At 64.1% G+C, this 24,163-nt stretch carries 21 protein-coding genes; 14 read left to right on the top strand and 7 right to left on the bottom strand.

Going from position 1 to position 24,163, the window contains the following annotated elements:
• The first annotated feature begins 142 nt into the window (after positions 1 to 142).
• On the top strand, positions 143 to 1,735 hold the full coding sequence (locus BLS26_RS11015; protein ID WP_092510964.1) for a gamma-glutamyltransferase family protein: 1,593 nt from the start codon (positions 143 to 145) through the stop codon (positions 1,733 to 1,735).
• 130 nt (positions 1,736 to 1,865) lie between these two features.
• Here BLS26_RS11015 and BLS26_RS11020 read toward each other — a convergent pair whose 3' ends face one another.
• Together BLS26_RS11020 and BLS26_RS11025 are read right to left on the bottom strand one after the other, a co-directional pair.
• Complete coding sequence (locus BLS26_RS11020; RefSeq protein WP_092517921.1) at positions 1,866 to 3,131, bottom strand: D-amino acid dehydrogenase; 1,266 nt, start codon at positions 3,129 to 3,131, stop codon at positions 1,866 to 1,868.
• A 65-nt stretch (positions 3,132 to 3,196) separates the two neighbouring features.
• A complete protein-coding gene (locus tag BLS26_RS11025; RefSeq protein ID WP_371360801.1) occupies positions 3,197 to 4,525 on the bottom strand; it encodes an aspartate aminotransferase family protein in 1,329 nt (442 codons plus the stop codon).
• 212 nt (positions 4,526 to 4,737) lie between these two features.
• On the opposite strand from BLS26_RS11025, the gene BLS26_RS11030 reads away from it, so the two are divergent.
• Complete coding sequence (locus tag BLS26_RS11030) at positions 4,738 to 5,286, top strand: cupin domain-containing protein (protein WP_092517925.1); 549 nt, start codon at positions 4,738 to 4,740, stop codon at positions 5,284 to 5,286.
• A 21-nt stretch (positions 5,287 to 5,307) separates the two neighbouring features.
• Here BLS26_RS11030 and BLS26_RS11035 read toward each other — a convergent pair whose 3' ends face one another.
• Positions 5,308 to 5,919: a TetR/AcrR family transcriptional regulator gene (locus BLS26_RS11035; protein WP_092510967.1), complete on the bottom strand. Its 612-nt coding sequence runs from the start codon at positions 5,917 to 5,919 to the stop codon at positions 5,308 to 5,310.
• Positions 5,920 to 6,037: 118 nt separating this feature from the next.
• On the opposite strand from BLS26_RS11035, the gene BLS26_RS11040 reads away from it, so the two are divergent.
• The 4 genes from BLS26_RS11040 to BLS26_RS11055 all read left to right on the top strand — a co-directional run bounded on the left by BLS26_RS11040 (position 6,038) and on the right by BLS26_RS11055 (position 9,906).
• Positions 6,038 to 6,526 carry a tautomerase enzyme gene (locus BLS26_RS11040; RefSeq protein WP_092510969.1) on the top strand — a complete coding sequence of 163 codons (489 nt, stop codon included), beginning with the start codon at positions 6,038 to 6,040 and terminating at the stop codon, positions 6,524 to 6,526.
• 56 nt (positions 6,527 to 6,582) lie between these two features.
• On the top strand, positions 6,583 to 7,362 hold the full coding sequence (locus tag BLS26_RS11045; RefSeq protein WP_092510971.1) for a crotonase/enoyl-CoA hydratase family protein: 780 nt from the start codon (positions 6,583 to 6,585) through the stop codon (positions 7,360 to 7,362).
• A 7-nt stretch (positions 7,363 to 7,369) separates the two neighbouring features.
• Positions 7,370 to 8,155 carry a 2-keto-4-pentenoate hydratase gene (locus tag BLS26_RS11050; protein WP_092510973.1) on the top strand — a complete coding sequence of 262 codons (786 nt, stop codon included), beginning with the start codon at positions 7,370 to 7,372 and terminating at the stop codon, positions 8,153 to 8,155.
• A gap of 185 nt (positions 8,156 to 8,340) precedes the next feature.
• Positions 8,341 to 9,906, top strand: a complete 1,566-nt coding sequence (locus BLS26_RS11055) for a caspase family protein (RefSeq protein WP_092510975.1) — start codon at positions 8,341 to 8,343, stop codon at positions 9,904 to 9,906.
• Positions 9,907 to 9,981: 75 nt separating this feature from the next.
• Here BLS26_RS11055 and BLS26_RS36710 read toward each other — a convergent pair whose 3' ends face one another.
• On the bottom strand, positions 9,982 to 10,749 hold the full coding sequence (locus BLS26_RS36710) for a sensor histidine kinase (protein ID WP_244541980.1): 768 nt from the start codon (positions 10,747 to 10,749) through the stop codon (positions 9,982 to 9,984).
• Between the two features lie 99 nt (positions 10,750 to 10,848).
• A complete protein-coding gene (locus BLS26_RS36715; protein WP_244541981.1) occupies positions 10,849 to 11,211 on the bottom strand; it encodes a response regulator in 363 nt (120 codons plus the stop codon).
• Between BLS26_RS36715 and BLS26_RS37210 the strand changes: the two genes are divergently transcribed.
• The 3 genes from BLS26_RS37210 (at position 11,205) to BLS26_RS11075 (ending at position 12,438) form a co-directional block, all read left to right on the top strand.
• On the top strand, positions 11,205 to 11,597 hold the full coding sequence (locus BLS26_RS37210; protein WP_172804506.1) for a hypothetical protein: 393 nt from the start codon (positions 11,205 to 11,207) through the stop codon (positions 11,595 to 11,597). The genes BLS26_RS36715 and BLS26_RS37210 overlap by 7 nt on opposite strands.
• A gap of 166 nt (positions 11,598 to 11,763) precedes the next feature.
• Positions 11,764 to 11,955 carry a hypothetical protein gene (locus tag BLS26_RS11070; protein ID WP_092510979.1) on the top strand — a complete coding sequence of 64 codons (192 nt, stop codon included), beginning with the start codon at positions 11,764 to 11,766 and terminating at the stop codon, positions 11,953 to 11,955.
• Positions 11,956 to 12,033: 78 nt separating this feature from the next.
• On the top strand, positions 12,034 to 12,438 hold the full coding sequence (locus BLS26_RS11075) for a DUF4864 domain-containing protein (protein ID WP_092510981.1): 405 nt from the start codon (positions 12,034 to 12,036) through the stop codon (positions 12,436 to 12,438).
• On the opposite strand, the gene BLS26_RS11080 is transcribed toward BLS26_RS11075, so the two are convergent.
• Positions 12,426 to 13,643, bottom strand: a complete 1,218-nt coding sequence (locus BLS26_RS11080) for an MFS transporter (protein WP_092510983.1) — start codon at positions 13,641 to 13,643, stop codon at positions 12,426 to 12,428. The two genes, BLS26_RS11075 and BLS26_RS11080, sit on opposite strands and share 13 nt — an antisense overlap.
• 255 nt (positions 13,644 to 13,898) lie before the next feature.
• Between BLS26_RS11080 and BLS26_RS11085 the strand changes: the two genes are divergently transcribed.
• The 5 genes from BLS26_RS11085 (at position 13,899) to BLS26_RS11105 (ending at position 19,938) form a co-directional block, all read left to right on the top strand.
• Positions 13,899 to 14,321: a hypothetical protein gene (locus tag BLS26_RS11085; RefSeq protein ID WP_244541908.1), complete on the top strand. Its 423-nt coding sequence runs from the start codon at positions 13,899 to 13,901 to the stop codon at positions 14,319 to 14,321.
• Between the two features lie 85 nt (positions 14,322 to 14,406).
• Positions 14,407 to 14,814, top strand: coding sequence for a FixH family protein (locus BLS26_RS11090; RefSeq protein ID WP_092510987.1), 408 nt, complete (start codon positions 14,407 to 14,409; stop codon positions 14,812 to 14,814).
• The gene (locus BLS26_RS11095; RefSeq protein ID WP_092510989.1) at positions 14,811 to 16,169 is read left to right on the top strand and encodes an efflux RND transporter periplasmic adaptor subunit; all 1,359 of its coding nucleotides are present in this window, start codon (positions 14,811 to 14,813) and stop codon (positions 16,167 to 16,169) included. The genes BLS26_RS11090 and BLS26_RS11095 overlap by 4 nt, the downstream gene beginning before the upstream one ends.
• Entirely contained in the window at positions 16,166 to 19,321 is a 3,156-nt protein-coding gene (locus tag BLS26_RS11100; protein ID WP_092510991.1) for an efflux RND transporter permease subunit, read from the top strand. Before BLS26_RS11095 ends, BLS26_RS11100 begins: the two co-directional genes overlap by 4 nt.
• Positions 19,318 to 19,938 carry a trans-aconitate 2-methyltransferase gene (locus BLS26_RS11105; protein WP_092510993.1) on the top strand — a complete coding sequence of 207 codons (621 nt, stop codon included), beginning with the start codon at positions 19,318 to 19,320 and terminating at the stop codon, positions 19,936 to 19,938. Before BLS26_RS11100 ends, BLS26_RS11105 begins: the two co-directional genes overlap by 4 nt.
• A 114-nt stretch (positions 19,939 to 20,052) precedes the next feature.
• On the opposite strand, the gene BLS26_RS11110 is transcribed toward BLS26_RS11105, so the two are convergent.
• On the bottom strand, positions 20,053 to 24,141 hold the full coding sequence (locus BLS26_RS11110) for an autotransporter domain-containing protein (RefSeq protein ID WP_157676407.1): 4,089 nt from the start codon (positions 24,139 to 24,141) through the stop codon (positions 20,053 to 20,055).
• Between the last annotated feature and the right edge of the window lie 22 nt (positions 24,142 to 24,163).

Genomic DNA, 24,163 nt, shown 5'->3' on the forward strand with positions numbered 1-24,163 from the left:
CTGACTTTAGATCATCCAACCCATTGTTCCCGGCACGCGGCGGCGCTATCGATCAGCAGGCCGAAAAAAGAGCAAAAAAACTGAAACGGGAGGCGCGGGATCGCCGGCCAACGCCACCGTCAAAAATATCGAAAGCAAATCCATGCACGACCAGTTCTCCAACACCCAACAAATTCGCAAACCCGCGGTGACTTCCAAAGGCGGCATCGTCGCCGCGCAATCGGGCAAGGCGGCGCAGGTCGGCGCCGAGGTACTGGCCGCCGGCGGCGATTGCGTCGATGCCGTGATCGCGACCACCTTTGCCCTCGGCGTGCTGGAGCCCTGGATGAGTGGGCTCGGCGGCGGCGGCGCGATGGTGCTCTACCGCGCGAAAGAAGACCGCTATGAGGTGATCGATTACGGCATGCGCGCGCCGCGCAGCCTGCGCGTCGAGGATTATCCGCTGACCGGCGATGGCGCCGCCTCCGACCTGTTCCCGTGGGCGCGGGTGAAAGACGACCGCAACCTGCACGGCCCCGGTTCGATCGCGGTGCCCGGCGTGGTCGCCGGCATGGAGGAAGCGCATCGCCGCCACGCCAAACTGCCGTGGCAGGAATTGCTGGCGCCGAGCATAGCACTCGCCGGCGAAGGCCTTGGCGTCGACTGGTGGACCACGCTGATGATCGCAAGCTCGGCCGCCGACTTGCGGCGTTATCCCGCCGGCGCCACCGCCTATCTCGTCGACGGCCTGCCGCCGAACGCGCCATGGGGCATCAAGTCCCATGTCCGCATGCCGCAGGACCGGCTCAAGGCGACGATGGCGCAACTGGCCGCCGCCGGCCCGCGCGATTTCTACGAGGGCGATCTCGCAAAAAGCCTCGCCGCCGACATCCAGGCCGCCGGCGGCGCGCTGTCGGTCGAGGATCTCGCACCGTTCCGCGCGCACCTGCGCGAACCGCTCGCGATCCCCTATCGCGGCGGCAAGGTATTCGCGACGCCCGAACTTACCGCCGGACCGACGCTGTCGCGCACGCTCGGCCTGCTGCAACAGAGTCTGAAGCCCGCGCGCGGTGGGCCGGATGCAACGGCTTACGTCGCCTATGCGTCGGCGCTGCAGGCGGCCTATCGCGAACGCCTGAAAGACATGGGCGACGCCGACGGCCGCCGCGCGCTCGGCGCCGAAGCGCTGGCGCCGGCCTGCACCACGCATTTCTCGGCGGTCGACCGCGACGGCAACATGGCGGCGGTGACGCAAACCCTGCTGTCGACGTTCGGCTCGAAATTCGTCTCACCACAGACCGGCGTCACCATGAACAACGGCATCATGTGGTTCGACCCGACGCCGGGTACGCCGAATTCACTGGCGCCCGGCAAACGCTGCCTGACCAACTACACGCCGGTATTGGCGCAAGGCTCTGATGGAAGGCGCGTGGCGATCGGCGCCTCCGGCGGCCGCCGCATCCTGCCGGCGGTGGCGCAGCTTCTGTCGTTTGTGATGGACTACGGCATGGATCTCGATGCCGCGATCCATACGCCGCGCATCGACGCCAGCGAAGGCGCGGTCGTGATCGGCGACATCAGATTGCCGGCGCCCGTGCGCAAGGAACTCGGCGCACGCTTTGACTACGAGGAAGCGCGGATCCAGACCCTGCCGATGAAGTTCGCCTGTCCGAGCGTGGTGCTGCGCGACGGCTCCGCCAACAGCGGCGCCACCGAACCGTTCCAGCCCTGGAGCGAAGCGGTGGCGGAGGGGTAAGGTAGAGGGGCTGGGTTTGCCTTCCCGTCATTGCGAGAAGCGAAGCGACGAAGCAATCCAGTTCTTTCTTCGTGCGGTAAGGCTGGATTGCTTCGCTTCGCTCGCAATGACGGCGGAGAGGTCGTCGATTTCACCCAAACCGATGGTCGTACCGATCGATCGTCAGTTCGCTCGCATCGATGTCGGGCTTGCCGCCAGACAACTGATCCGCCAGCACGCGGGCGGAGCCGCAGGCCATGGTCCAGCCCAGCGTGCCGTGGCCGGTGTTGAGATGCAGATTTGAGTAGCGCGTTGCGCCGATGACCGGCGGGCCATCCGGCGTCATCGGACGCAGGCCGCACCAGAACGTCGCCTTGGAGAGATCGCCACCGCGCGGAAACATGTCGGTCAGCGAGTGATCGAGCGTTGCGCGCCGCGCCGGATCAAGACTCTTCGAATAGCCGGAGATTTCGGCGGTGCCGCCAACACGGATGCGCTTCCCCAGGCGCGTGATCGCGACCTTGTAGCTCTCGTCCATCACCGTCGAGACCGGCGCACCGTCTTCGTCGATGACAGGTACCGTGATCGAATAGCCCTTCACGGGATAGACCGGCACGTAGACGCCGAGCGGCTTCAGCAAACGGGGCGACCAGCTTCCGAGCGCGGCGACATAGGCATCGGCCCGTAACGTGCCGGCGCTGGTGACGACGCCGGATATCTTTGCGCCGTCCGTCTCCAGCCGCTCGATGCCGGTGTTAAACTTGAACTGCACGCCAAGCTTCGCAGCTTCGGCCGCGAGCGCCTCGGTGAACATGTGGCAGTCGCCGGTCTCGTCCTGCGGCAACCGCATGCCGCCGACGAATTTTTCCCGGACGCCAGCGAGCGCGGGCTCGGCGGCAATGCAGCCGTCGCGATCAAGCACTTCGTAAGGCACGCCATACTGCCTGAGCACCGCGATATCGCCGCCGGTATGGTCGAGCTGCGCTTGCTTGCGGAACAGTTGCAAGGTGCCGCGACTGCGTTCGTCATAGTGAATGCCGATCTCGCTGCGCAATGCGCGCAGGCAATCGCGGCTGTATTCGGCGATCGGGATCATCCGGCTCTTGTTGACGGCGTACCGCGCCGAGGTGCAGTTACGCAGCATCTTCAGCATCCAGATCCACATGACAGGATCGAGCTTTGGCCAGATCACCAGCGGGCCGTGCCGCATCAACAGCCACTTGATGGCCTTGACCGGTACGCCGGGCCCGGCCCAGGGCGACGAATAACCGGGCGAGACTTCGCCTGCATTTGCAAAACTGGTTTCCAATGCAGGCTTCGGCTGACGGTCGACGACCGTAACCTCATGGCCGGCGCGCGCGAGATAATACGCCGTGGTGACGCCGATCACGCCGCTGCCGAGAACGATGACTTTCACGATTGACTTGCTCCAATACAGCACCGCCGGCATTTCATTTGCCGGCGGTTTCTATCGAGCAAGGATCAGGCCACGCGCTTGATGGCGTCGCCGAGGATCGAGACCATTTCGTCGATATGGTTGCGCTCGACGATCAGGGGCGGCGAAACCGCAACCGCATCGCCGCTCTGGCGGAAGTAAAGCCCGCGATTGAAGCAATCGACCATCAGTTCATAGCCGCGCGCGCCCGGCGCATCCTTGCGCGGTGCCAGTTCGACGGCGCCCATCAGGCCGACGTTGCGGATGTCGATCACGTTCGGCAGGCCCTTGAGCGAATGCAGCCCATCGCGCCAGTATTCGGCCATCGAGGCGCCGCGCGTCAGCAATCCCTCGTCCTTGTAGATGTCGAGCGTCGCGAGGCCGGCGGCGCAAGCCACCGGATGCGCCGAGTACGTGTAGCCGTGGAACAGCTCCATCGCGTTTTCCGGGCCAACCATCAAGCCGTCGTGGACCTTGCGGCTGCAGAACACCGCGCCCATCGGCACGGTGCCGTTGGTGATGCCCTTCGCGGTCGTCATGAGATCAGGCGTGACGCCGAAATAATCGGCGGCGAACGGCGTGCCAAGCCGGCCGAAGCCGGTGATCACTTCGTCGAAGATCAGGAGAATGCCGTGCTTGTCGCACAGTTGGCGCAGGCGCTGCAGGTAGCCCTGCGGCGGCGGCAGCACGCCGGTCGAGCCCGGCACCGGTTCGACGATGACGGCGGCGATGGTTTCCGCGCCATGGAGATTAACCAGCCGTTCGAGATCGTCGGCGAGTTCGGCGCCATGGGCCGGCAGATCCTTGGAGAAGGCGTTGCGGGCGAGGTCGTAGGTGTGGCCGATGTGATCGACGCCAGGCAGATGCGTCGCGAAAGCACGACGGTTGTTCACCATGCCGCCAACCGACATACCGCCGAAGCCGACGCCGTGATAGCCGCGCTCGCGGCCGAGCAGGCGCGTCCGGGTCGCCTGACCGGCGGCACGCTGGTAGGCCAGCGCGATCTTCAGCGCGGTATCGACCGATTCCGAACCCGAATTGGTAAAGAAGATGCGATCGAGTCCCTTCGGCGCGATAGCGGCGAGCCGCTCGGCGAAATCGAACGCGATCGGATGGCCCATATTGAACGACGGCGCGAAGTCGAGATTCATCAACTGCTTTTCGACGGCGGCGGCGATCTGGCGGCGGCCGTGGCCGGCGTTGACGCACCACAGGCCAGCCGAGCCGTCGATCACCTTGCGGCCGTCGACGGTGACATAGTGCATGCCCTCGGCGGAGGCGAACAGGCGGGGCGCGGCCTTGAACTGCCGGTTGGCCGTGAACGGCATCCAGAACGCGTCGGTCTGTAGGGTGTTCGGAATTTGATGAACGGTCACGGCGTCGCTCCTTGCTGGCAGCTGCTGCAAAAGCGTTTTCAAGTGAAGTGGATACCGGTTCACGTCAGAAAACGCGTCAAACCTAGACTCGTACCGGGCCACGGTTGAGAAGTCACAACAAGTCCTTTTCTGCGCTCCCGCAAGCCATTGATTTTGTTGGCCCCATAAGGTCATATTTGTTCGATCCGAAACACCTGCAACAGGGATTTGCGATGAGCGTCGATATCGGTGGGCAACTGCGGTTCGTCCGGAGTCGTCACAAACTGTCGCAACGCGAGCTGGCGAAGCGTTCGGGCGTGACCAATTCGACGATCTCGCTGATCGAATCCAACCAGATGAACCCCTCGGTCGGCGCGCTCAAGCGCATCCTTGACGGCATTCCGATGGGGCTGGCGGAATTCTTCGCCATCGAGCCGGAACGCCCGAGCAAGGCGTTCTACCGCTCCGATGAGCTGACCGAAATCGGCAAGAAACCGATCTCGTACCGCCAGGTCGGCGACAACCTGTTCGGCCGCACCTTGCAAATCCTGAAGGAACGCTACGAGCCGGGTAGCGACACCGGCCGGGTGCCGCTGATCCATGAGGGCGAAGAAGGTGGCATCGTGGTCTCCGGCCGGCTGGAGGTCACCGTCGACGACGAGCGTCGCATTCTCGATCCCGGCGACGCCTATTATTTCGAAAGCCGCCGCCCGCACCGCTTTCGCTGCGTCGGCGCCAAACCCTGCGAAGTCATCAGCGCCTGCACGCCGCCGACGTTTTGAAGCGACGCATGTCGAACGGCTTCACTTCGGCAGCGAAGCCGTAAGCACCAGTTCGAGTTCCTGCCTGACATCGTCGAGCGGCTGGGCGCTGCGCGCGGCGCGGCACATCGCGACCGTTCCCTCCACCGATGCGATGACGAGTGCCGCTAGCCGCCGGGCGCGCGCGGGCGCCACGCCCTCTTGGCGCAGCGCCGTGGACATGATCCGCTGCCAGTCGGCAAATACCCCGTCGGCCAGATCGAGCAGGTGCTGTTGCGCGGCTTCGTCGGGCTCGCCGTCTTTTTCCGTCGCGTCGTTGACATATTGCTCGACGGCTACCGCGAGCACCGGACAACCGGCCTCGAACTTCGACCGCTGCAGCGTCTGGCGCCACAAAGCGATAAAGGCGCGAAGACCGGCGATGGCGCCGCGCGAGCGGGTCAGGTGCTCAAGCGGTCCGCTGACCTGCGCGCCGGCGAACACCAGCGCGTCCTCGATCAGTTGTTGCTTGCCGCGCGGGAAATGATGGCCGATCGACCCCCGAGGCGTGCCGGTATGCCGGACCACCTCGCGCAGGCTGGTCGCATTGACGCCGCGCCGGCTCACCAGATCGGCGGCGCCGGCCACCATCTTGGCGCGGGTATCGGAGGACATCGCGAATCCTTTTCGGCTTGATGCCCCATTCTAAATTATGACACTTGACATAGCCAGCCCGATCTGGACTATGCCGCGCGTCATAATCTGGTAGCATGGCCGGCAACAGGAGTGCGTGATGACGTTTATCCATGTGATGACGCCGCAAGGGCGGCTGAATGCAGATCAACGGCGCGTTCTGGCCAGGACACTGACGGATGCCGTGCTGGTGCCGGAGGTCGGCAAACTCGCGCCCGAAGCCCGCCGCGGCTATCAGGTGCATTTTGCCGAGCGCCCGCTGGACATGATCGCACACGGCGGAGAGTTGCTCTCCGACAGACCGAGCGACGTCATGGTGGTCGATGTCGCGGCGATGGATTGCTGCTGGACACGCGAGGATCGCGCCGCGGTCATCCGCAACATCCAGACCGCGCTGGCGGACGCCCTCGGGATGAAGGCTCCGTCCCCGGCCTGGTGGGTCAATTTCCGCATCATCGAGGAAGGAAGCTGGGGTTCGCGCGGCGGCGTGCTGTCGTTCCTCGACCTGCTCGAGCACGGCGCATCCCACTTTGCGCCGGAGCGCGCCGCGGCGATCCGCACCGCGCTTGCCCTCAACTACGAGAGATAGCCGGCTCCTGTAGGCCGCACCGGAACTTCCGCGTATCGAACAGAGGAAACCAAACCATGACCGCCGAGGGAAAAATCCGAACCGAAACCCATGATCGCGTGTTCAAAATCATCATCGACAATGCGGCGAAGAAGAATGCGTTTTCGCCTGTTATGATGGAGCAATTGTCGGACGCGCTGACGGAACTGCACAACAACGAGAGCCTCTGGGTCGGCGTCATCTGCGCCGAGGGCAAGGATTTCACGGCCGGCCTCGACATGCCGAAATTCTTCGGCCCCAACGCCGAGAAGCGAAACATCAGGGAAGGCAATGTCGACGTGTTCGGCCTCGGCAAGCGTTGCAGGAAACCGATCGTCACCGCGGTGCAAGGCATCGTGTTCACCATCGGCATCGAGCTGATGCTGGCGGGCGATATCGTCGTCGCCGCCGATGACAGCCGGTTCTGCCAGATGGAAGCCAAACGCGGCATTGCGCCGTTCGGCGGCGCGCACTTCCGCTTCCTGTCGCGCACCGGCTGGGGCAATGCGATGTATCACCTGTTGCTGTGCGACGAATTCAGCGCGGCCCGCGCCCGCGAGATCGGGCTGGTCCAGGAGGTGGTGCCGGCCGGCCAGCAGATCGAACGCGCGATGCAGCTCGCCGCGATCATTGCGCGGAATGCGCCGCTCGGCATCCAGGTCACCAAGGAGGCTGCCGCGAAATATATCGAGCACGGCGAGGCCGCGGCGATCGCCTACATTCCGTCGATTCGTGAGCGGGTGCTGAACAGCGCCGACGCCAAAGAAGGCATTCAATCCTTCATCGAGCGGCGCACCGCGGTGTTTCAGGGCCGGTGAGCGCGTGATGCCGATTTCTGGAAAGCAGCAGGAGCTGGCGGATTTGCTGGTCGCGGCGCGCCGCAACGCGTCGCAACTGTCCTCTTTGCCGGATGACCTGGTGCCGGCAACGGCCACCGAGGCCTATGCCGTGAACCGGATCGTGGCGGAGCAACTCGGCTGGGAGCCGCTCGGCTGGAAGATTGCCGGAACCACCGACGGGGTACGCAACAAGCTCCGGCTGGACGGACCGATCTATGGCAGGACATTTCGTCGTTTTGCCTGCACCTCGCCTGCGCGTTTTGGCGCCGCGGAATTGCTCGATCCGCTGATCGAATGCGAGTTCTTCGTCACGCTCGCGCGCGATCTGCCGCCGCGCGACGCGCCGTGGACGCTGCCCGAGACCATCGCGGCGATCGGCGAGGTTCACGCCGGCATCGAGGTTGCGGAGTGCCGTTACGCGCGGGCCGCCCTGCCCCCGATGCCGGCCATTCTAGCCGACGGCAGCGCGTCGGGGCGCTACGTGTTCGGCGACAGCATCGAGAACTGGAGCGAGGGACTTGCGTCCATACCGGTCCGGCTGGAAGTGGACGGCGCGTTGCGCCGCGAGGGCATCGGCGCCGATGTCATGGGCGACCCGTTGCGACCGCTATGGTGGCTGGCCGAACAGCGCCGGCACTGGGGCGACGGACTTCGCGCCGGAGAAACCATCAGCACCGGCTCGATGACCGGCATGCTGCCGGTGCGCGGCGGCCAGCATGTTCGCGCGTGCTTCGGCGATACGGCGACGATCGAGATCACGATCGATCCTTGACCGGTTCAGCTTGATGCTGGTCTGAACCCGAAGTGCACGACCGACGACGTATGGCTGAGGATAATTTATCCCTTCCCCGTGAGCCGAACATCAATGGCCGCGGCCGCCGCGCCCTCGAACCGATCGCGGCGCCGGCGAGACCAACGAGGGAAGCGAAAATCTCTCCCACCTCGGAGTTCATCGTCATGGCCCGCTGCAGCGGCCTCCTGTCACGCGTGATCGTCGCCGCCTTCCTGCTGTGCGTGGCCACCGCGGCGCATGCGGAAAAGCGCGTCGCGCTGGTGATCGGCAATTCGGCCTATCAGACGGTGGAGAAACTGCCGAACCCGGCCGCCGACGCGAAGCTGATGTCGGATACGCTGTTGTCGCTCGGCTTCTTCGTGGTCGGCGGCGGCGCGCAACTTGATTTGGACAAGGACGGATTTGACGCGGCGCTGAAAAAATTCGGCACCGAGTTGATCGGCGCCGACGTCGCACTGTTCTATTTTGCCGGCCACGGCGTCGAGGCGCATGGCCAGAACTATCTGGTGCCGGTCGACGTTCGCCTCGCAGATGACGGCGACGTCTTCGCGCGCATGGTCGATATGAGCAGGGTTCTCGATACAATCGAGAAATCCGGCACCCGGATCAATCTGCTGTTGCTCGATGCCTGCCGCAACAATCCGTTCCGCGACCGCGTGCCTTCGATATCAGCCGGCCTGGCGCAGATGCAGGCGCCGGCCGGCACCTTCATCTCGTTTGCGACCCAGCCGCGCAGCGTTTCGTTCGACGGCGACGACGGTCACAGTCCCTATACCCGCGCGCTGGCCGCGACGTTGCAGCATCCGGGCCTTGGCCTGTTCAGGACCTTCAACGAAGTCGGCCTTGCCGTGGAAAAGGCAACCCAGGGCCGGCAACTGCCGTGGCTGTCGTCGTCGCCGATCACAGGCAATTTCTACTTCGCCGGCAAAGCGGCGAGCGCACCGGTGCAGCAGGTATCGTTGTCGCCGGAAGCGCCGGCGTCACCGACGCGGCTGTCCGACGACGTCTTGCGCCGCGATCTCGTCACCGATTGCGATCGCCTGGCGGGGATGCCCAACGACACCGGCCATGCGCCGAGCCTTGCGGGTATCGAACTGGACGGGATAAACGTCCCGCAGGCAACGACCGCCTGCAACGAGGCGATGCAACGCTATCCTGACGTGGCCAGATTCCTCTTCGAAGCCGGCCGCGTCGCCAACGCACGGAAGGACTATGCGGAAGCACGCCGTCTCTACGACAAGGCCGCAGCCGTCGGATATCCGATGGCGCTGAACAACATCGGCGGCATGTATGAAGGCGGCCAGGGCGTACGCGTCGACAATGCGGAGGCCGCACGCTGGTACCGTAAGGCGGTCGAAGCCGGCGAGCCGATCGCCATGGTCGATCTCGGCTGGCTTGAGGAGACCGGGCACGGCGTCGCGAGAAATTGCGCGGAGGCAGTGCAGCTCTACGAGACCGCTGTTAAGGCCGGCGTCCCCTCGGCGATGAACAATCTCGGCCTGCTCTATCTGCGCGGCCAATGCGTCCGTCGCGATTACAACGAAGCGCGCCGGCTGTTCGAGCAGGGCATCGCACTTGGCGACGCCGCCTGCATGAACGGCATGGGCGTCATCTACAACGAGGGCGACGGCGTCCCCCGTAACGCAAGGCTGGCCCGGCAGTGGTACGAGAAGGCGGCTTCATTGGGCGACCACGAAGCCCGGCAAAATCTCACCGAAATGCGGCGGTGACCATAGCGTTTTCAAGCGAAGTGGACGCCGGTGCGCGTGAAGAAAACGCGTCAAAATAAAAGAGTAGTTACCCGCTCAGGCTTCGAGCGAAGCCAGGGGAACGTCGAGCACGTAGACGAAGCCATCCGGTGCATAGGCAAGTTTGACGTCGCCTTTCAGTTGCCTGCCGAGCGTCTCGATCAGGCGCGTGCCAAAACTCTGTCTGGTCGGCGCCGCGACCACCGGTCCGCCCTGTTCTTTCCAGGTGAAGCGTAATCGCGCCGCGTCCACGACCCAACTGACGCCCACATGACCATCGGGTACCGACAGAGCACCGAACTTCGTGGTGTTGGTGCAGAGCTCATTGAGGGTCATCGCAATCGCGATCACGGCACCCGACGCGATTTCAACGTCCGGGCCATCGATCGAAAACCTCGGCCGATCCGCATTGTCGAAAGGTTCGGTCGCTCCGCTGACGATTTTTCGCAGGTCCGCGCCGGTCCAACGCACCTGCAACAGAAGATCGTGGGCCCGGCCGAGCGCCAGCAATCGCCCTTCGATCGCGTGCTGCGCATCACGCATGCTCGACGCATTGCGCAGGCTTTGTGAAGCAATGGCGCCAACCGTTGCGAGCGTATTCTTGATACGATGATGAAGTTCTTCCAGAATGAGCTTCTGAAGCTTGTCGGCCGCCTCGCGCTCCTTGGCGTCGATACCGGCCTGCGCCAGCAAGGTCGCGGCGCTGAGCTTGGCCTGCGTCAGCAACAGCCGCAGACTGACGTTTTCTGCCGTCAGCAGCTCCTCGGGAGACGCCGGATCGGACGCCAGACTGCCGCCGACCAGATCATGGCTGCTTTTCAACATCGACAATGGATACCACCATATGTCCGGTTTCGGTCATTTCTTTCCGGTGACGATTTGGGCAGGCTGCATGAAAACGGTGCCGAGATTGCGGCTTTGAGGTCAGACATGGCCGAGCATTTCCCGGATTTCCGCGACCATTTCGACGGAATCCAGTGGTTTTCCGAAGAAGCGGCTGTTTTCAGGTATCTCGCTCTTTGACAACTTCAGTTGCCCGGACGCCAGGATGATCCTGATCCGTGGCCAGCGGTCATGGACGGCGAGCGCAAGCTGCAGGCCGTTCAGGCTGCCCGGCATCTGAACATCGGTGAACAACAGAGCGATATCGGACCTGGACTGGAGGATGGCGAGCGCTTCGTCCGCGTCCACCGCCTCGACCGGAACATAGCCGGCATCCTCGACCATATCGACCGCGCGCATCCGCAGCAGCATTTCGTCTTCGACGACGAGGACGACGGGTGGCAACTGCGTATGATCCAGAGGCATCATGGCTCGCGATGCGCGGTCACAAGGCGAGCCTCGCGAACCGCTACGTCCGACCTGGTATTGCGCAAGCAGGTCGATTCAATATTCGGCCAGATCTGGCTGGCGCAATTTCCGGCAACGGGATGGATGGCAAGCCGGTCGGCTTTGGCAAGAGCAGCGACTTCGTTTGCTTTCACTTCGGGAGCGAAACCCGGCAGAGCGAGCGCCGACACACCCATGAACGCGAATATCGCGAGGGCCGCAAGAGATTTGATCATTGTGGGGCTGCTGACTGTGGCGGGTCGCCAATCCCGCTGATTGGGGATCGGTTTGGCAACGAAGCCGGAGCAGCAGAGTTCCACAAGAAGCGGACTGCTAACCGCTGAAATCGATGCGGCGCAGGCTCCAGATGCCCGCATTTGACCGCACAATGCCGTCTCAGCCTTGTATTCGCCGGCCTCGTAGCCACCTCAAGCACTTGCAAGCCAGGAAAGTGTCTCGAATGAACCTTCGCGCCGGATACGAAATGGCCTGCGAGGGTATGGACCGACGATGACGGATGCACACCCCGCTTTGAGTGCCGAAGAGTTCACTTCGCTGATCGAGGTCGGCAAGGGCGAAGCGCAGCAGGAGATTCCCCAGTTGCACTGGGAGCGTCTGGTCGGCCTCGGCTACGCGGTGAGGCGGCTCGGCGAACTCGGCTTGACCGCGTCCGGCCTGCGGCGTCTGGCGCTCGGCGAATAGCCGCTTCCGCCCGCCTCGGTGCGGGTATAAATTCAGTCAATTGCATCGTCGCAGGCACCGTCAATCGGAGGCATTTGCATGCGCGCGCTCGTTTTGATGATCGCATTGCTGATCGGCCTTGCCGCACCGGCGTCAGCCGACGACGTCGCCACCGCGCAAAACGTCATCCGCTCGCAGGAGCAGGCGCTCGGCCACGACGACGCCGCGGCGGCCTATTCCTATGCGGCGCCGGCGATCCGGCAGTTGTTTCCGCAGGCCGACATCTTCATGTTCATGGTCCAGAACAGCTACGCGCCGATCTACCGCCACAAGAGTTTCGAATTCGGCGAGGCGCGCGCCGCCGACGGCAAGATCGCGCAGCGCGTTCACATCGTCGACGCCAATGGCGAGGCCTGGGAGGCGCTCTACACGCTAGAGACACAGCCGGACGGCAGCCTGAAGATCACCGGCTGCTCGCTGTTGAAGGCCGGTCAGGCGGTTTGAGCCGCGCCCATTTTGGCCTGATAGCCGCGTGAGCGGACCAGCAGTGAGACCATGATCGTGACGTTGACCAGATTCCAGGCGACACCGTTGAGGAACGCCGCGGCGTAGGAGCCGGTGGCGTCGAAGATCACGCCGGAGATCCAGCCGCCGAACGACATGCCGAACACCGAGGCGAAGATCACGATGCCCACTCTGGTCGCGGCTTCCGAGGCCGGCATCGCCTCGCGCACGATGATCGCATAGCTCGGCACGATGCCGCCCTGGAACAGCCCGAACATCGCGGAGATGATGTAGAGCGAGGTCAGGCTGTCAAAGAACAGATAGAACAGCAGCGCCGAGCCCTGCGCGACCGAACCGATCAGGAGCGTGGGGATGCCGCCGATCCGGTCGGCGAGGAAGCCCGAGCCGATCCGGCTGATGATGCCGAAACCGAGCATCAGCGACAGCATCTCGGCGCCGCGCGCCACGCCGTAGCCGAGATCGCCGCAATAGGCGACGATATGGACCTGCGGCATCGACATCGCCACGCAGCAGGCGATGCTGGCGAGCGCCAGGATCGCCGTCAGCGTATTGGTGGAGAGCCGCAGATTGACGCGCGGCGGCGGCGCGTTGACATGGTCGCGCTGTGTCCCGGCGCCCATCAGCATGCGCAAGCCAATCAGCGCCAGCGTCATCGCCACAGCGGTGAAGATGCCGACCGCGATATGGGTGTGACGCCAGCCGTAGGTCTGCATGCCCCAGTTCACCAGCGGCGGCCAGATCGTACCGCCGATGTAGTTGCCGGAGGCGGCGATCGCGACCGCAAGCCCGCGGTAACGGCTGAACCAGTGCGAGGCCTCCGCCATCAGCGGGCCGAACGTCGCCGACGACGACAGCCCGATCGCAAAATGCACCAGGATGAACTGCCAGATTGAAGTTGAAAGTCCGGCGCCGATATAGCCCAGGCCCAAAATACCGATGCCGAGTCCGATCGCAGTGACGATGCCATAGCGGTCGGTGATCTTGCCGGTCAGCACCCCGCCGGATCCGAATCCAAGCATCACCAATGTAAAGGCCAGCGACGCCGTGCCCCGGCTCGCGGCGAATTCCGTTTGAACCGCCGGGAGCGCGACCACGACAGACCACATGCCGACGCTGCCGAGCGAACCGATCAGGACGGCGACAGCAAGCCGGGTCCATGCCCGGCGCGAATCGGGAACGAACATGTCGGAATCTAGGGTGAGGTCAGAAGAAATTTCCACGGCGTCCGCAATTTCTTCGGCTAATGCCTCCGGGTCAAGCCACGTTGCCGAGATATTGGGCATGCAGTTGTGGAGGGATCAGCCGCAGAAATTCTTAGCCTTGCAGCGCGGGAGGACTTCCCCAATTGTCGTGAAGCGTCGGAGCAATCATCGCCCGATCGGTGCAATGATCCGCAATCGGAACGGTTAATGGCATCAGCAGTCTGCCGCGGAAGTGAAGTGACGCCTCTTCCCCCTGCCCCAGTCGCCGTGCCAAAATACGGCATGGTGTTCCGTCTGTTCATAACCCGGTTGCTGGCGATCGCCATCGTTGCCGCACTGGCTGTTGCGCCTGTCGCAGCGCCGGCCGCGATGCAGGCCTCCACCATGCATGCCTCGATGGCCGAGATGTCGTCCATGGCCGACGTGTCGTCGATGGCCGCCGATATGCCGTGCTGCCCCGACGAACAGAAGAGCAAGACCTGCACGGATTGTCCCGTGATCGCGATGTGCGTGTCGACGACGGCCCAGGCCGCGCCGCCCGCGACATCGGCGCTGCCGGTGCGCCACGCGGTCCGCACCACGCATGCGCTGCGTGACGACGTTTTCGCCGACGGGCTCGACCGCCCCCCTCCTGACCAACCACCTCGAGACCTGGCCTGACCGACGTTTAGTCGCCGCCGCTCCCGGCGCGCGATGACGCATGCCGCTTGCCGCGGCAAACCCAGGACATTCGAGGAAACAACACATGAAGACGTCAAACACCACGCGCGCCGTTCAGGCGGCGCTGATCGTTGCGGCCATCGGCTGCGCGAGCACGCGAGCTCTTGCCGATATCAGCGATTACCGGTTCGAACTCGTCGACCCCGCCGTCAAGGCCGGCCCCGACAAGGTCATCACGGTACGGCTGATGAATCAAAAGACCGGCAAGGCCGTGCCCGGCGCCGTGATCTTCGCCACCCGGCTCGACATGGCGCCGGAGGCGATGCAGGAAATGGTCACCAAGGTGACGCCGGTCGCGGACGCCGAGCCCGGCACCTACAGGTTCCAGGCGACGTTGGGCATGGCCGGCCGCTGGCAACTTACCCTTGGCGCCAAGATCCAGGGCGAGACCGGCACGCTTGAGAACAAGCTCGTCATCACGGCGCAGCCATGAACCGCCTCGTTCTCGCATGCGCCGGCGTCGCGTTGATCGCGGCGGCCGGTGGAGGGCTGGTGGCGGCAGCATTCGCCGCCGACGGACATCACGCGCCGATCTTTTACCAGGATCCGGACGGCAAGCCCGACTACTCGCCGGTCCCGAAGAAGACCGCGGACGGGCGCGACTATCGCCCGGTTTCGGCGGATGACGACACGCCTGCGGCCTCGGCCGCAGGCGCGCGTTCAAACACCGGCGGCGGCAACCGCAAGATCAAATACTACCGCAACCCGATGGGCCTTCCCGACACCTCGCCGGTGCCGAAGAAGGACTCGATGGGCATGGACTACATCGCGGTATTCGACGGAGAAGATAGCGACGACGGCACGGTCAAACTCTCGCCCGGAAAAATTCAGCGCAGTGGCGTGAAATCCGAGCCCGCCGCGCGCCGCGTCATCCGCAATGTGATCCGCGCCCCCGGCACCATCCAGCTCGACGAACGCCGGATTTCCGTGATTGCGATGCGATCGGAAAGTTTCGTGCTCGGTGTCGCCAACATCACGACAGGATCGCACGTCACCAAGGGCCAGCGGCTGATGGAGATCTACAGCCCGGCGATCGCCTCCGCCGCCGCTGAATACATCGCCACCATCACCTCGAAGACGACAGCGGGCGACGGCCTCTACGGCCGCGGCTCGCGGCAGCGGCTGATCAACCTCGATATGCCCGATGCCGCCATTGCCGCGATCGAAAAAACCCGCAACGTTCCGACCTCGGTCGAATGGGACTCGCCGCGCGACGGCATCGTGCTGGAGCGCAGCGCTGTCGAGGGGATGCGGGTGCAGCCGGGCGGCGTGCTGTTCCGGATCGCCGATCACACGCAGGTCTGGGCCCTGATCGACATCGCCGAGCGCGATCTCGGTGCCATCAGCCTTGGCCAATCGGCCACTGTCAGGGCCCGCAGCTTTCCCGGCCGCGACTTCACCGGCAAGATCGCGGTGATCTATCCCGAAATCAACAAGGAGACGCGGACCGCGCGCCTGCGCATCGAACTGCCCAACCCCGAAGAGTTGCTGCTGCACGATATGTATGTCGATGCCGAAATCTCGATCGGCAGCGACGCGCCGGTGCTTGCCGTTCCCGAGAGCGCCGTCATGGACACCGGCAGCAAACAGGCCGTGTTCGTCGACAAGGGACAGGGCCGGCTGGAGCCGCGCGAGATAAAACTCGGTCAGCGCGGCGACGGCTATGTCGAGATACGCCAGGGTGTCGCCGAAGGCGAGCCCGTGGTGGTCTCCGCCAATTTCCTGGTTGATGCCGAGAGCAACCTGAAGGCCGCGTTGAAGGGCTTTTCGGAAGGGTCAAAGCCATGATCGCGCGTCTCATCGCCTGGTCGGCGCGTAACCTGCTGCTGGTGCTGTTCGGCACCGGCTTTGCGGCCGCCGCCGGCATCTACGCCCTCGTCCACCTGCCGCTCGATGCGATCCCCGATCTCTCCGATACGCAAGTCATCGTCTACACCGAATATCCCGGCCAGGCGCCGCAGGTCATCGAGGACCAGGTCACCTATCCCTTGACCACGGCGATGCTGACGGTGCCGCGATCGAAAGTCGTGCGCGGCTTCTCCTTCTTCGGCGTCTCCTTTGTTTATGTCATCTTCGAGGACGGCACCGACATCTACTGGGCGCGCTCGCGGGTGCTCGAATTTCTAAACGGCGCGGCATCGCGCCTGCCGACCGGCGCGGCGCCGACAATGGGGCCGGACGCCACCGGTGTCGGCTGGGTGTACCAATATGCGGTAATGTCGAAAGAGTTGAACCTGGCCGACACGCGCACGATCCAGGACTGGAACCTGAAATTCGCGCTGGCCAAGGCCGAAGGCGTCGCCGAAGTCGCCAGCGTCGGCGGCTTCGTCCGGCAATACAACGTTATCCTCGATCCCTTGCGCATGCGCGACCGCGGCATCACCATGACAAAAATGCGCGAGGCGATCCGCGCCAGCAATTCCGACGTCGGCGGCCGCACCGTCGAACTCTCCGAATTCGAATATGTGATCCGCGGCAAAGGTTATCTGAAAGGCATCAACGATCTCGGCAACATCGTGCTCAAGTCGAGCGGCGGCACGCCGGTGCTGCTGCGCGACGTCGCCCGTGTCGAACTCGGTCCCGACGAGCGGCGCGGCATCACCGAACTCAATGGCGAAGGCGAGGTTGCCAGCGGCATCGTGCTGCAGCGTTTCGGCGTCAACGCGCTTGACGTCATCGACAACGTCAAGAAGCGGTTTGCGGAAATCGCCTCCAGTCTGCCGAAATCAGTCGAGATCGTGGCGGTCTACGACCGCTCGAACCTGATCAAGGCGGCGATCGAAACCCTCAAACATACCTTGTTCGAGGAAAGCGTCGTGGTCGCGCTGGTCTGCGTCCTGTTCCTGCTGCATGTCCGCAGCGCTTTGGTGGCGATCCTGATGCTGCCGGTCGGCGTGCTGATGGCGTTCGGCGCCATGAAGCTGTTGGGCCTCGGTTCCAACATCATGAGCCTCGGCGGCATCGCGATTGCGATCGGCGCCATGGTCGACGCCGCGATCGTGATGATCGAGAACGCCCACAAGCACCTGGAGCGGGCGGAGCCGGGCAAATCGCGCATCGATATCCTGATCGAGGCCGCCTCCGAGGTCGGGCCGGCATTGTTCTTCAGCCTGCTCATCATCACCGTCTCCTTCATGCCGATCTTCACGCTGGAGTCGCAGGAGGGGCGGCTGTTCAGTCCGCTGGCGTTCACGAAAACCTTCTCGATGGCGGCGGCGGCGCTGCTGTCCGTGACGCTGGTGCCGGCGCTGATGGTGATCTTCGTTCGCGGCAAGATTGTTCCGGAGCACAAGAACCCGATCAACCGCTTCCTGATCTGGGTCTACCGGCCCGTGATCAAGGGTGTGATGCGCGCCAAGACTCTCGTCATCGTGCTCGCGCTGGCTACCCTCGCGGTCAGCGTCTGGCCGGCGCGGCAGCTCGGCACCGAGTTCATGCCGAACCTGAACGAAGGCACCCTGCTCTACATGCCGACGACGCTGCCGGGAATTTCCGTCACCAAGGCCGGCGAGTTGCTGCAGATGCAGGACCGCATTATCCGTTCGTTTCCGGAAGTCGCTTCCGTCTACGGCAAGGCCGGACGCGCCGCCACCGCGACCGACCCGGCGCCGTCCGAAATGTTCGAGACCGTGGTCAATCTCAAGCCGAAGGAGCAGTGGCGCGCCGGCCTGACCGTCGACGGCCTGATCGCCGAGATGGACAAGGCGCTGCAGTTTCCCGGCGTGTCGAACGCCTGGACCATGCCGATCAAGGCCCGTATCGACATGCTGTCGACCGGCATCCGCACCCCGATCGGCGTCAAGGTGATCGGCACCGATCTGGTCGAGCTCGACCGGCTTGCCAAACAGATCGAGCAGATCATCAAGACCGTGCCCGGCACCTCGTCGGCCTATGCCGAGCGCGGCATCGGCGGCTACTATCTCGACGTGGCGCCGGACCGCACCGCGCTGGCACGCTACGGCATCGCGGTGCAGGACGTGCAGGACACGGTGGCGACCGCGCTCGGCGGCCAGACCGTGACCACGACGGTGGAAGGCCGCCAGCGCTTCACCGTCAACATGCGCTATCCCCGCGACCTCCGCGACAACCCGGAAGCTATCGCCAGCGAAGTGCTGGTGCCAATGCCGGCGGGCGGCGCCGTGCCGCTCGGCGAGGTCGCCACGGTGACGCCGGCGCGCGGGCCGACCACGATCCGGACCGAGAACGGCCAGCTCGCGACCTACATCTATGTCGATATCCGCGACCGCGATCTCGGCGGCTACGTCGCCGAAGCGCGGCAGGCGGTGCAGGCCGGCATCCAGTTTCCGCCGGGCTATTACGTGATGTGGAGCGGCCAGTACGAATATCTGGAACGCGCCACCGCGCGGCTCCAAATCGTCATTCCGGTAACGCTGCTGATCATCTTCCTGCTGCTGTATCTGAATTTCCGCTCGATCGTCGAGACCATGATCGTGATGCTGTCGTTGCCGTTCGCGCTGGTCGGCGGCCTCTGGCTGATGTGGTGGCTCGGCTTCAATTTGTCCGTAGCCGTCGCCGTCGGCTTCATCGCGCTCGCCGGCGTCGCCGCCGAGACCGGCGTCGTGATGCTGATGTATCTGAACCAGGCGCTGGCCCACATCACCGCGCAGCGCGCCGATGAGGGCCGCGCCGTAACGCGGAGCGATCTCTACGACGCCATCATGGAAGGCGCGGTCGAGCGCGTGCGCCCGAAGATGATGACGGTGGTCGCGATCATGGCCGGCCTGCTCCCGATCATGTGGAGCAGCGGCACCGGCTCGGAGATCATGCAACGCATCGCGGTACCGATGATCGGCGGCATGGTATCATCGACGCTGCTGACGCTGATCGTGATTCCGGCGATCTTTGCGCTGGTCAAGGGATGGCAGCTTGGCAAGGCCGCCATCCGTATTCCGGGGGCTGAGGAAGGATGCCGTCCATGACCGAGACCGACCGCGAGACGCACTGGCAGAATGTCTACGCCACGAAGTCCGAAAAGGAGGTGAGCTGGTTTCAGGAGAACCCTGCCCCCTCGCTCGAACTGATCGCGGCCACCGGCCTGTCGCACGAGGCCGCCATCATCGACGTCGGCGGCGGCACGTCACGGCTGGCCGACAACCTGCTCGATCAAGGCTTCCGCCGGCTGACCATCCTCGATCTTTCGGCCAACGCGCTTGCCGAGGCCAAAAAGCGCCTGGGACCTCGCACCGAGGGCATCGACTGGATCGCCGCCGACGTCACTACTTGGGAGCCTTCCACCACCTATGACCTGTGGCACGACCGCGCCGCCTTCCATTTCCTGACCGAGCCGATTGACCGCGATGCCTACATCGCTCGCCTGTCGAAAACGCTCCGCCCCGGCGGTCACGCCATCATCGCGACGTTCGCAGCCGACGGTCCGGAAAGATGCAGCGGACTACCGATCGTGCGTTACGACCCGGAAGGGCTCGCGCGGACGCTCGGAGGTGGATTCAAGCTGGTCGAATCCCGCCGGCACGATCATCTGACCCCGGGCGGCAACACCCAGCGGTTTCAGTTCAGCCGGTTCCTGCGCAGCTAGAGCGTTTTCGAGCGAAGTGGACACCGGTTCGCGTAAAGAAAACGCGTCAAACAAAAGAGGTGAGCCCGGTTCTGATTCAATCAGAACCGATAAGGCTCTAACGACTGACGCCGATTACCACGAATACCGCACCACGCCCTTGCCGGCATAGCTGGTGGTGACGTTGGAGAACTCGCCCTCGAAGGTGCCGGCGGCCGACCAGCCGTTCAGCCATTTCTTTTCGGCGGAAGCCGTCAGCAGCACAGCATCGCTGGCTTGGCGTGCGCCGTTGACGATGAAGGACGCGCCCGGCAGCGTCTGGAAGGTGGCGCCGATGGCCCGATCAGGGTTGTAGTCATGCGCCCAGGCGGCGCGGCCGCGCAGCGTTAACACGCCGTCTTCCATCGCGAATGATTTATCGGTGCGTAGGCCGAGTTCGCTGCGCGTCGCGGTCACGCTCTTGGCCCCGTAGGCCAGCGCAAACGTGTTGGCGCCCGAAATCGCCTGCTCGGCATAGGCCGGCAGGTCGAAGGTGGTGAACTGGCCGGCGGCGTACGGCGTCAGGCCGATGCCCTGCGACACGAAGCGGTAGCCGCCCTCGACGCGGCCCGACCACGCGTTGGCATTGAACTTCGCCTGCAACTGGTCGATGCCGGCAATGGTCAGCGTGCGGTTGGTGGTGATGTCCTGCCAGCCATAGGCCAGCGCGCCGGAGAGATAGGCCGCGCCCATGTTGTGCCGGACGAACGCGCCGGCCTGGAACAAATCCGAGCGGCCCGAGCCGAGCCCGTTGGCGACGCTGAAGTTGGTGCCGCCGCCGGCCAACGCAAAGCCGGCCAGCGTATCCGGCGACAGCCGATAGTCGGCGCCGACCGCCGTGCCATAGAGGTTGCTGCTGGTGGTGTTGGAGCCGACCACGGCATTACCGTTGGTGGTCTGCGACCCGCCATAGCCCGCCGCCCACACGCTCCAGCGCTGCGCCGACACCGGCGCCTTGCGATAGATCGCGGCCAGCGCATCGTTCGGATTGCGTTTTGCCGCATACGCAAGCTGCTGCTCATCGGCATATCCGGCCGCGCCGCCGCCGGCCGACACCGGATCGCCGCGCCCGGCCACGAACGGATCGGTCATCACGCCCATGAACTGGTTCATCGCGTTGAAGGTCGACTGCTGCGAGCCGGTCGCCAGTTCGCCGTCTGATTGGGTAAGCTGGCCCGCGGTCAACGACGCGAACGCCGTCGGGATACCGCCGGTGCGGTTGAAGAAGCCGCTCAGGGCGTTGCCGACATTCTGCTGGTTCTGGTTCAGCACGCCGCCGGGCAAGCCGAAGTTCAGGTTCAAATCGAGGTAGGCATTGTTGGTATCGTAGCTGAGCGTCGAGTGCATGTTCGCCGGCTGGCCGGTCGTCACCAGCGCGCCGAACGGGCTGTTCATGTTCACGCCACCGGCCGCCGTGACGATGGTGTAGCGCTTGGAAATGTAGCTTCCGGCAGCGAAATTGGCGCTCACCGTGGCGCCGTTGAACGAGGCGGCACCGGTGACATTCGTGAATGACGCCGTCGTCGGATTGATCTGCACCAGGTAGGTCGCCGCCGCCTGCAGCACCAGGCTGCCGGTGACGGTCATCGAAGAGCCCGCGGTGCCGTTGCCCGGCGCGAACGTGCCGCCGTTGACGGTGAGGCTCTGGGTATTGCCGATGCCGCTCAGGTTGCCCGCCGCCATCGTGAACGTGCCGGTGGTCGTACCATTGTTGAGGAACGTGCCGCTGTTGGTGATCGAGGTCGTCGTGACGGTGCTGGTCGTGCTGGAACTGTTGAAGGTGCCGCTCGCCGTGTTGACCAGCGAGGTCGCGCTGATCGTGCCGCCGCCCCCGCCCCCGAGATTGGTGGTCCCGGCGTTGGTGTAGGTGGTCACTCCCGTAAACGACTGATTGTTGACGTTAATGGTCGCGGTCGCGGCGTTGTTGAAGGTCGAGTTGGCGACCAGCGCGCCGATGACGTTGATGCCGCCGCCATTGTTGGCGATCGGTCCGTTGATCGTGCCCTGCGCGAAGACGATGCCGGCGTTGGTCAGGCCGTTCGACAGCGTTCCCGCCGTAGAGAATGTGCCGCCACCGGTGTTGGTGACCAGCCCCGTCACCGTACCCGTCGCGTTGTTGGTGAAAACGAACGTGTTGTTGACGGTACCGTTCCAGGTCAGGTTGTTGACGATGGTCCCGGTGTTGGCCACCACGTTGCCGTTCCAGATGCCGTTGTTGGTGATGCCGGTCGCGCTGCTGGTGTTGCTGGTGACGTCGCCGTTCCAGGTGCCGGTCGCGGAATTCGTGACCGTACCGCCATTGCTGTTCAGAATACCATTAGTGATGCCATTGTTGGCGAAGGTTGCCCCGGCGGAGTTGGCGATGTTGGTCGCGGTCAGCGTCCTTCCCGCAGACACAACGACGCCGCTGGCGTTGGTCGAGTTGTTGGTCAGCGTCGTCAGGCCGGTGTAGTTGCCGCCAGAGACAAGCAACTGCGAGGTACCGTTGTTGGTCAGGGTGCTGTTGCCGAGAAGTGCACCGGTCACCGTGAACACGCTGGTGTTGTTGTTGATGACGGGACCGTTGAGCGTGCCCTGCATGTTGGCCACGCCGGCGCTGTTCGTCAATCCACCGTTCAGGGTCGATCCCGTCAGGTCGGTAATCGTGCCCGAGTTGGTGATCGGCCCCGTCGTCGCGGTCAACGTGCCCGAGTTCTGGATGAACGAGCCGGCGCTGTTGCTGATGTTGGTCGCGCTCAGCGTCCGGGCTGCCGCCACCACGATGCCGTTGGCATTGGTCGAATTGTTCGTCAGCGTCGTGATGCCGGTGTAGTTGCCACCAGTGATGTCCAATTGGGCGGTGCCGTTGTTGGTGAACGTGCTGTTGCTGGTGACGGTGCCACCGACGGTGAATGTCCCGGCGGTATTGTTGAGAATCGCGCCGTTGAACGCGCCGCCGTTGGCGTTGACCGTGCCAGTGTTGGTGGTGCCGCCGCTGGTCGTTCCTGCCGTCTGATTATAAGTGCCGGAGTTGGTCAGGCCGCCGGTCAGCGACCCACTATTGTTGCCGATGCCCGCGTTGTTTAGGCCACCGGTCGTGTTCGTGGTCCCGTTGTTCACAAAGATGGCGGCGGCGTTGTTGGTGATGCCGCCGTTCGCCGTCAGCGTGGCGCCGGCGGACACCAGGATGCCGCCGGAGGCATTGGTGCCCGAGTTCGTGATCAGGCCGGTGACCGTGTAGGTGCCCGTATTGACCAGCAGGCGCGACGTCGCCGTGGAGTTGTTGAACGTGCTGTCGCTGGTGACGGTGCCGCCGACCTTGAAGGTGCCGCCGAAGCCGCCATTCGCGTTGACGATCGCGCCGTTGAAGGCGCCGCCGTTGGCGTTGATGGTGCCGCTGTTGGCGGCGCCGCCGCCGGTCGTTCCCGCCGTCTGCGTGTAGGTACCGAAATCATTGTTCAGACCGCCATTCACCGTCCCCGTGTTGGTAACGGTGCCGTTAGTACTATTACCGACGCCCCCGTTCACGGTGCCGCTGTTATGGAAATCGCCGCCGTTACCCACGCCGTTATTGATGGTTCCGGCGTTGATTGCGTTTCCCAGGTTGATCAACTCCGCACCGGACACCGTGCCGGAGGCGCCGTTGCTGAAGGTGCCGCCGGAGGAAACGCCGACCGTCGAGGTCAGCGAGCCGTTGTTGACGAGCGTGCCGGCCGAGACCGTCGTGGGGCCAAAGCTGTTGGTCCCGCTCAGCGTCAGCGTGCTGGCCGCGGCCTGGGACAAGGTCACGCCGGTCATGTTGTTGGCAATCGAAATCGACGCCCCGTTGCTGGCGTTGTTGGTGACGCTGGTAGCGAAAATAACCGACCCGGTCACGGTGTAGCTCTGCGAGTTGGCCGTGAATGTCCAGGAGTCGGGCCCGATAGGGGCGGTTACCGAAACCGCACTGCTCGCGGTTCCGCCCGACCCGCCGGTGCCATCGCCGAATTGCGCCGACTGACCGCCACCAACCGGCGCAGTCCCGGTACTCCAGTTGGTGCCGGTATTGTAAGTGCTGGTGGTCGTGGTGCTGCCGGCGGCGCCCCATACGGACTGGGCCTGTGCAAGCGAGGGAAACAGTGCCGCCCCCGCCAATGCGGTTCCGGCCAGAAGCAGCTTGCGGGTGCGCGCGCCAATGCCGGCAGCAATGACATGATCAAAAATCATATTACCTTCGCGGCAGAAATAT

Source organism: Afipia sp. GAS231 (assembly GCF_900103365.1).
Classification (GTDB): Bacteria; Pseudomonadota; Alphaproteobacteria; order Rhizobiales; family Xanthobacteraceae; genus Bradyrhizobium.

Bases quoted from the DNA above. Each gene is read 5' to 3' on its own strand.
- BLS26_RS11015 (WP_092510964.1), top strand. From the start codon at position 143: ATGCACGACCAGTTCTCCAACACCCAACAAATTCGCAAACCCGCGGTG.
- BLS26_RS11030 (WP_092517925.1), top strand. From the start codon at position 4,738: ATGAGCGTCGATATCGGTGGGCAACTGCGGTTCGTCCGGAGTCGTCAC.
- BLS26_RS11035 (WP_092510967.1), bottom strand. From the start codon at position 5,919: ATGTCCTCCGATACCCGCGCCAAGATGGTGGCCGGCGCCGCCGATCTG.
- BLS26_RS11040 (WP_092510969.1), top strand. From the start codon at position 6,038: ATGACGTTTATCCATGTGATGACGCCGCAAGGGCGGCTGAATGCAGAT.
- BLS26_RS11045 (WP_092510971.1), top strand. From the start codon at position 6,583: ATGACCGCCGAGGGAAAAATCCGAACCGAAACCCATGATCGCGTGTTC.
- BLS26_RS11050 (WP_092510973.1), top strand. From the start codon at position 7,370: ATGCCGATTTCTGGAAAGCAGCAGGAGCTGGCGGATTTGCTGGTCGCG.
- BLS26_RS11055 (WP_092510975.1), top strand. From the start codon at position 8,341: ATGGCCCGCTGCAGCGGCCTCCTGTCACGCGTGATCGTCGCCGCCTTC.
- BLS26_RS36710 (WP_244541980.1), bottom strand. From the start codon at position 10,749: ATGTTGAAAAGCAGCCATGATCTGGTCGGCGGCAGTCTGGCGTCCGAT.
- BLS26_RS11070 (WP_092510979.1), top strand. From the start codon at position 11,764: ATGACGGATGCACACCCCGCTTTGAGTGCCGAAGAGTTCACTTCGCTG.
- BLS26_RS11075 (WP_092510981.1), top strand. From the start codon at position 12,034: ATGCGCGCGCTCGTTTTGATGATCGCATTGCTGATCGGCCTTGCCGCA.
- BLS26_RS11080 (WP_092510983.1), bottom strand. From the start codon at position 13,643: ATGTTCGTTCCCGATTCGCGCCGGGCATGGACCCGGCTTGCTGTCGCC.
- BLS26_RS11090 (WP_092510987.1), top strand. From the start codon at position 14,407: ATGAAGACGTCAAACACCACGCGCGCCGTTCAGGCGGCGCTGATCGTT.
- BLS26_RS11095 (WP_092510989.1), top strand. From the start codon at position 14,811: ATGAACCGCCTCGTTCTCGCATGCGCCGGCGTCGCGTTGATCGCGGCG.
- BLS26_RS11100 (WP_092510991.1), top strand. From the start codon at position 16,166: ATGATCGCGCGTCTCATCGCCTGGTCGGCGCGTAACCTGCTGCTGGTG.
- BLS26_RS11105 (WP_092510993.1), top strand. From the start codon at position 19,318: ATGACCGAGACCGACCGCGAGACGCACTGGCAGAATGTCTACGCCACG.
- BLS26_RS11110 (WP_157676407.1), bottom strand. From the start codon at position 24,141: ATGATTTTTGATCATGTCATTGCTGCCGGCATTGGCGCGCGCACCCGC.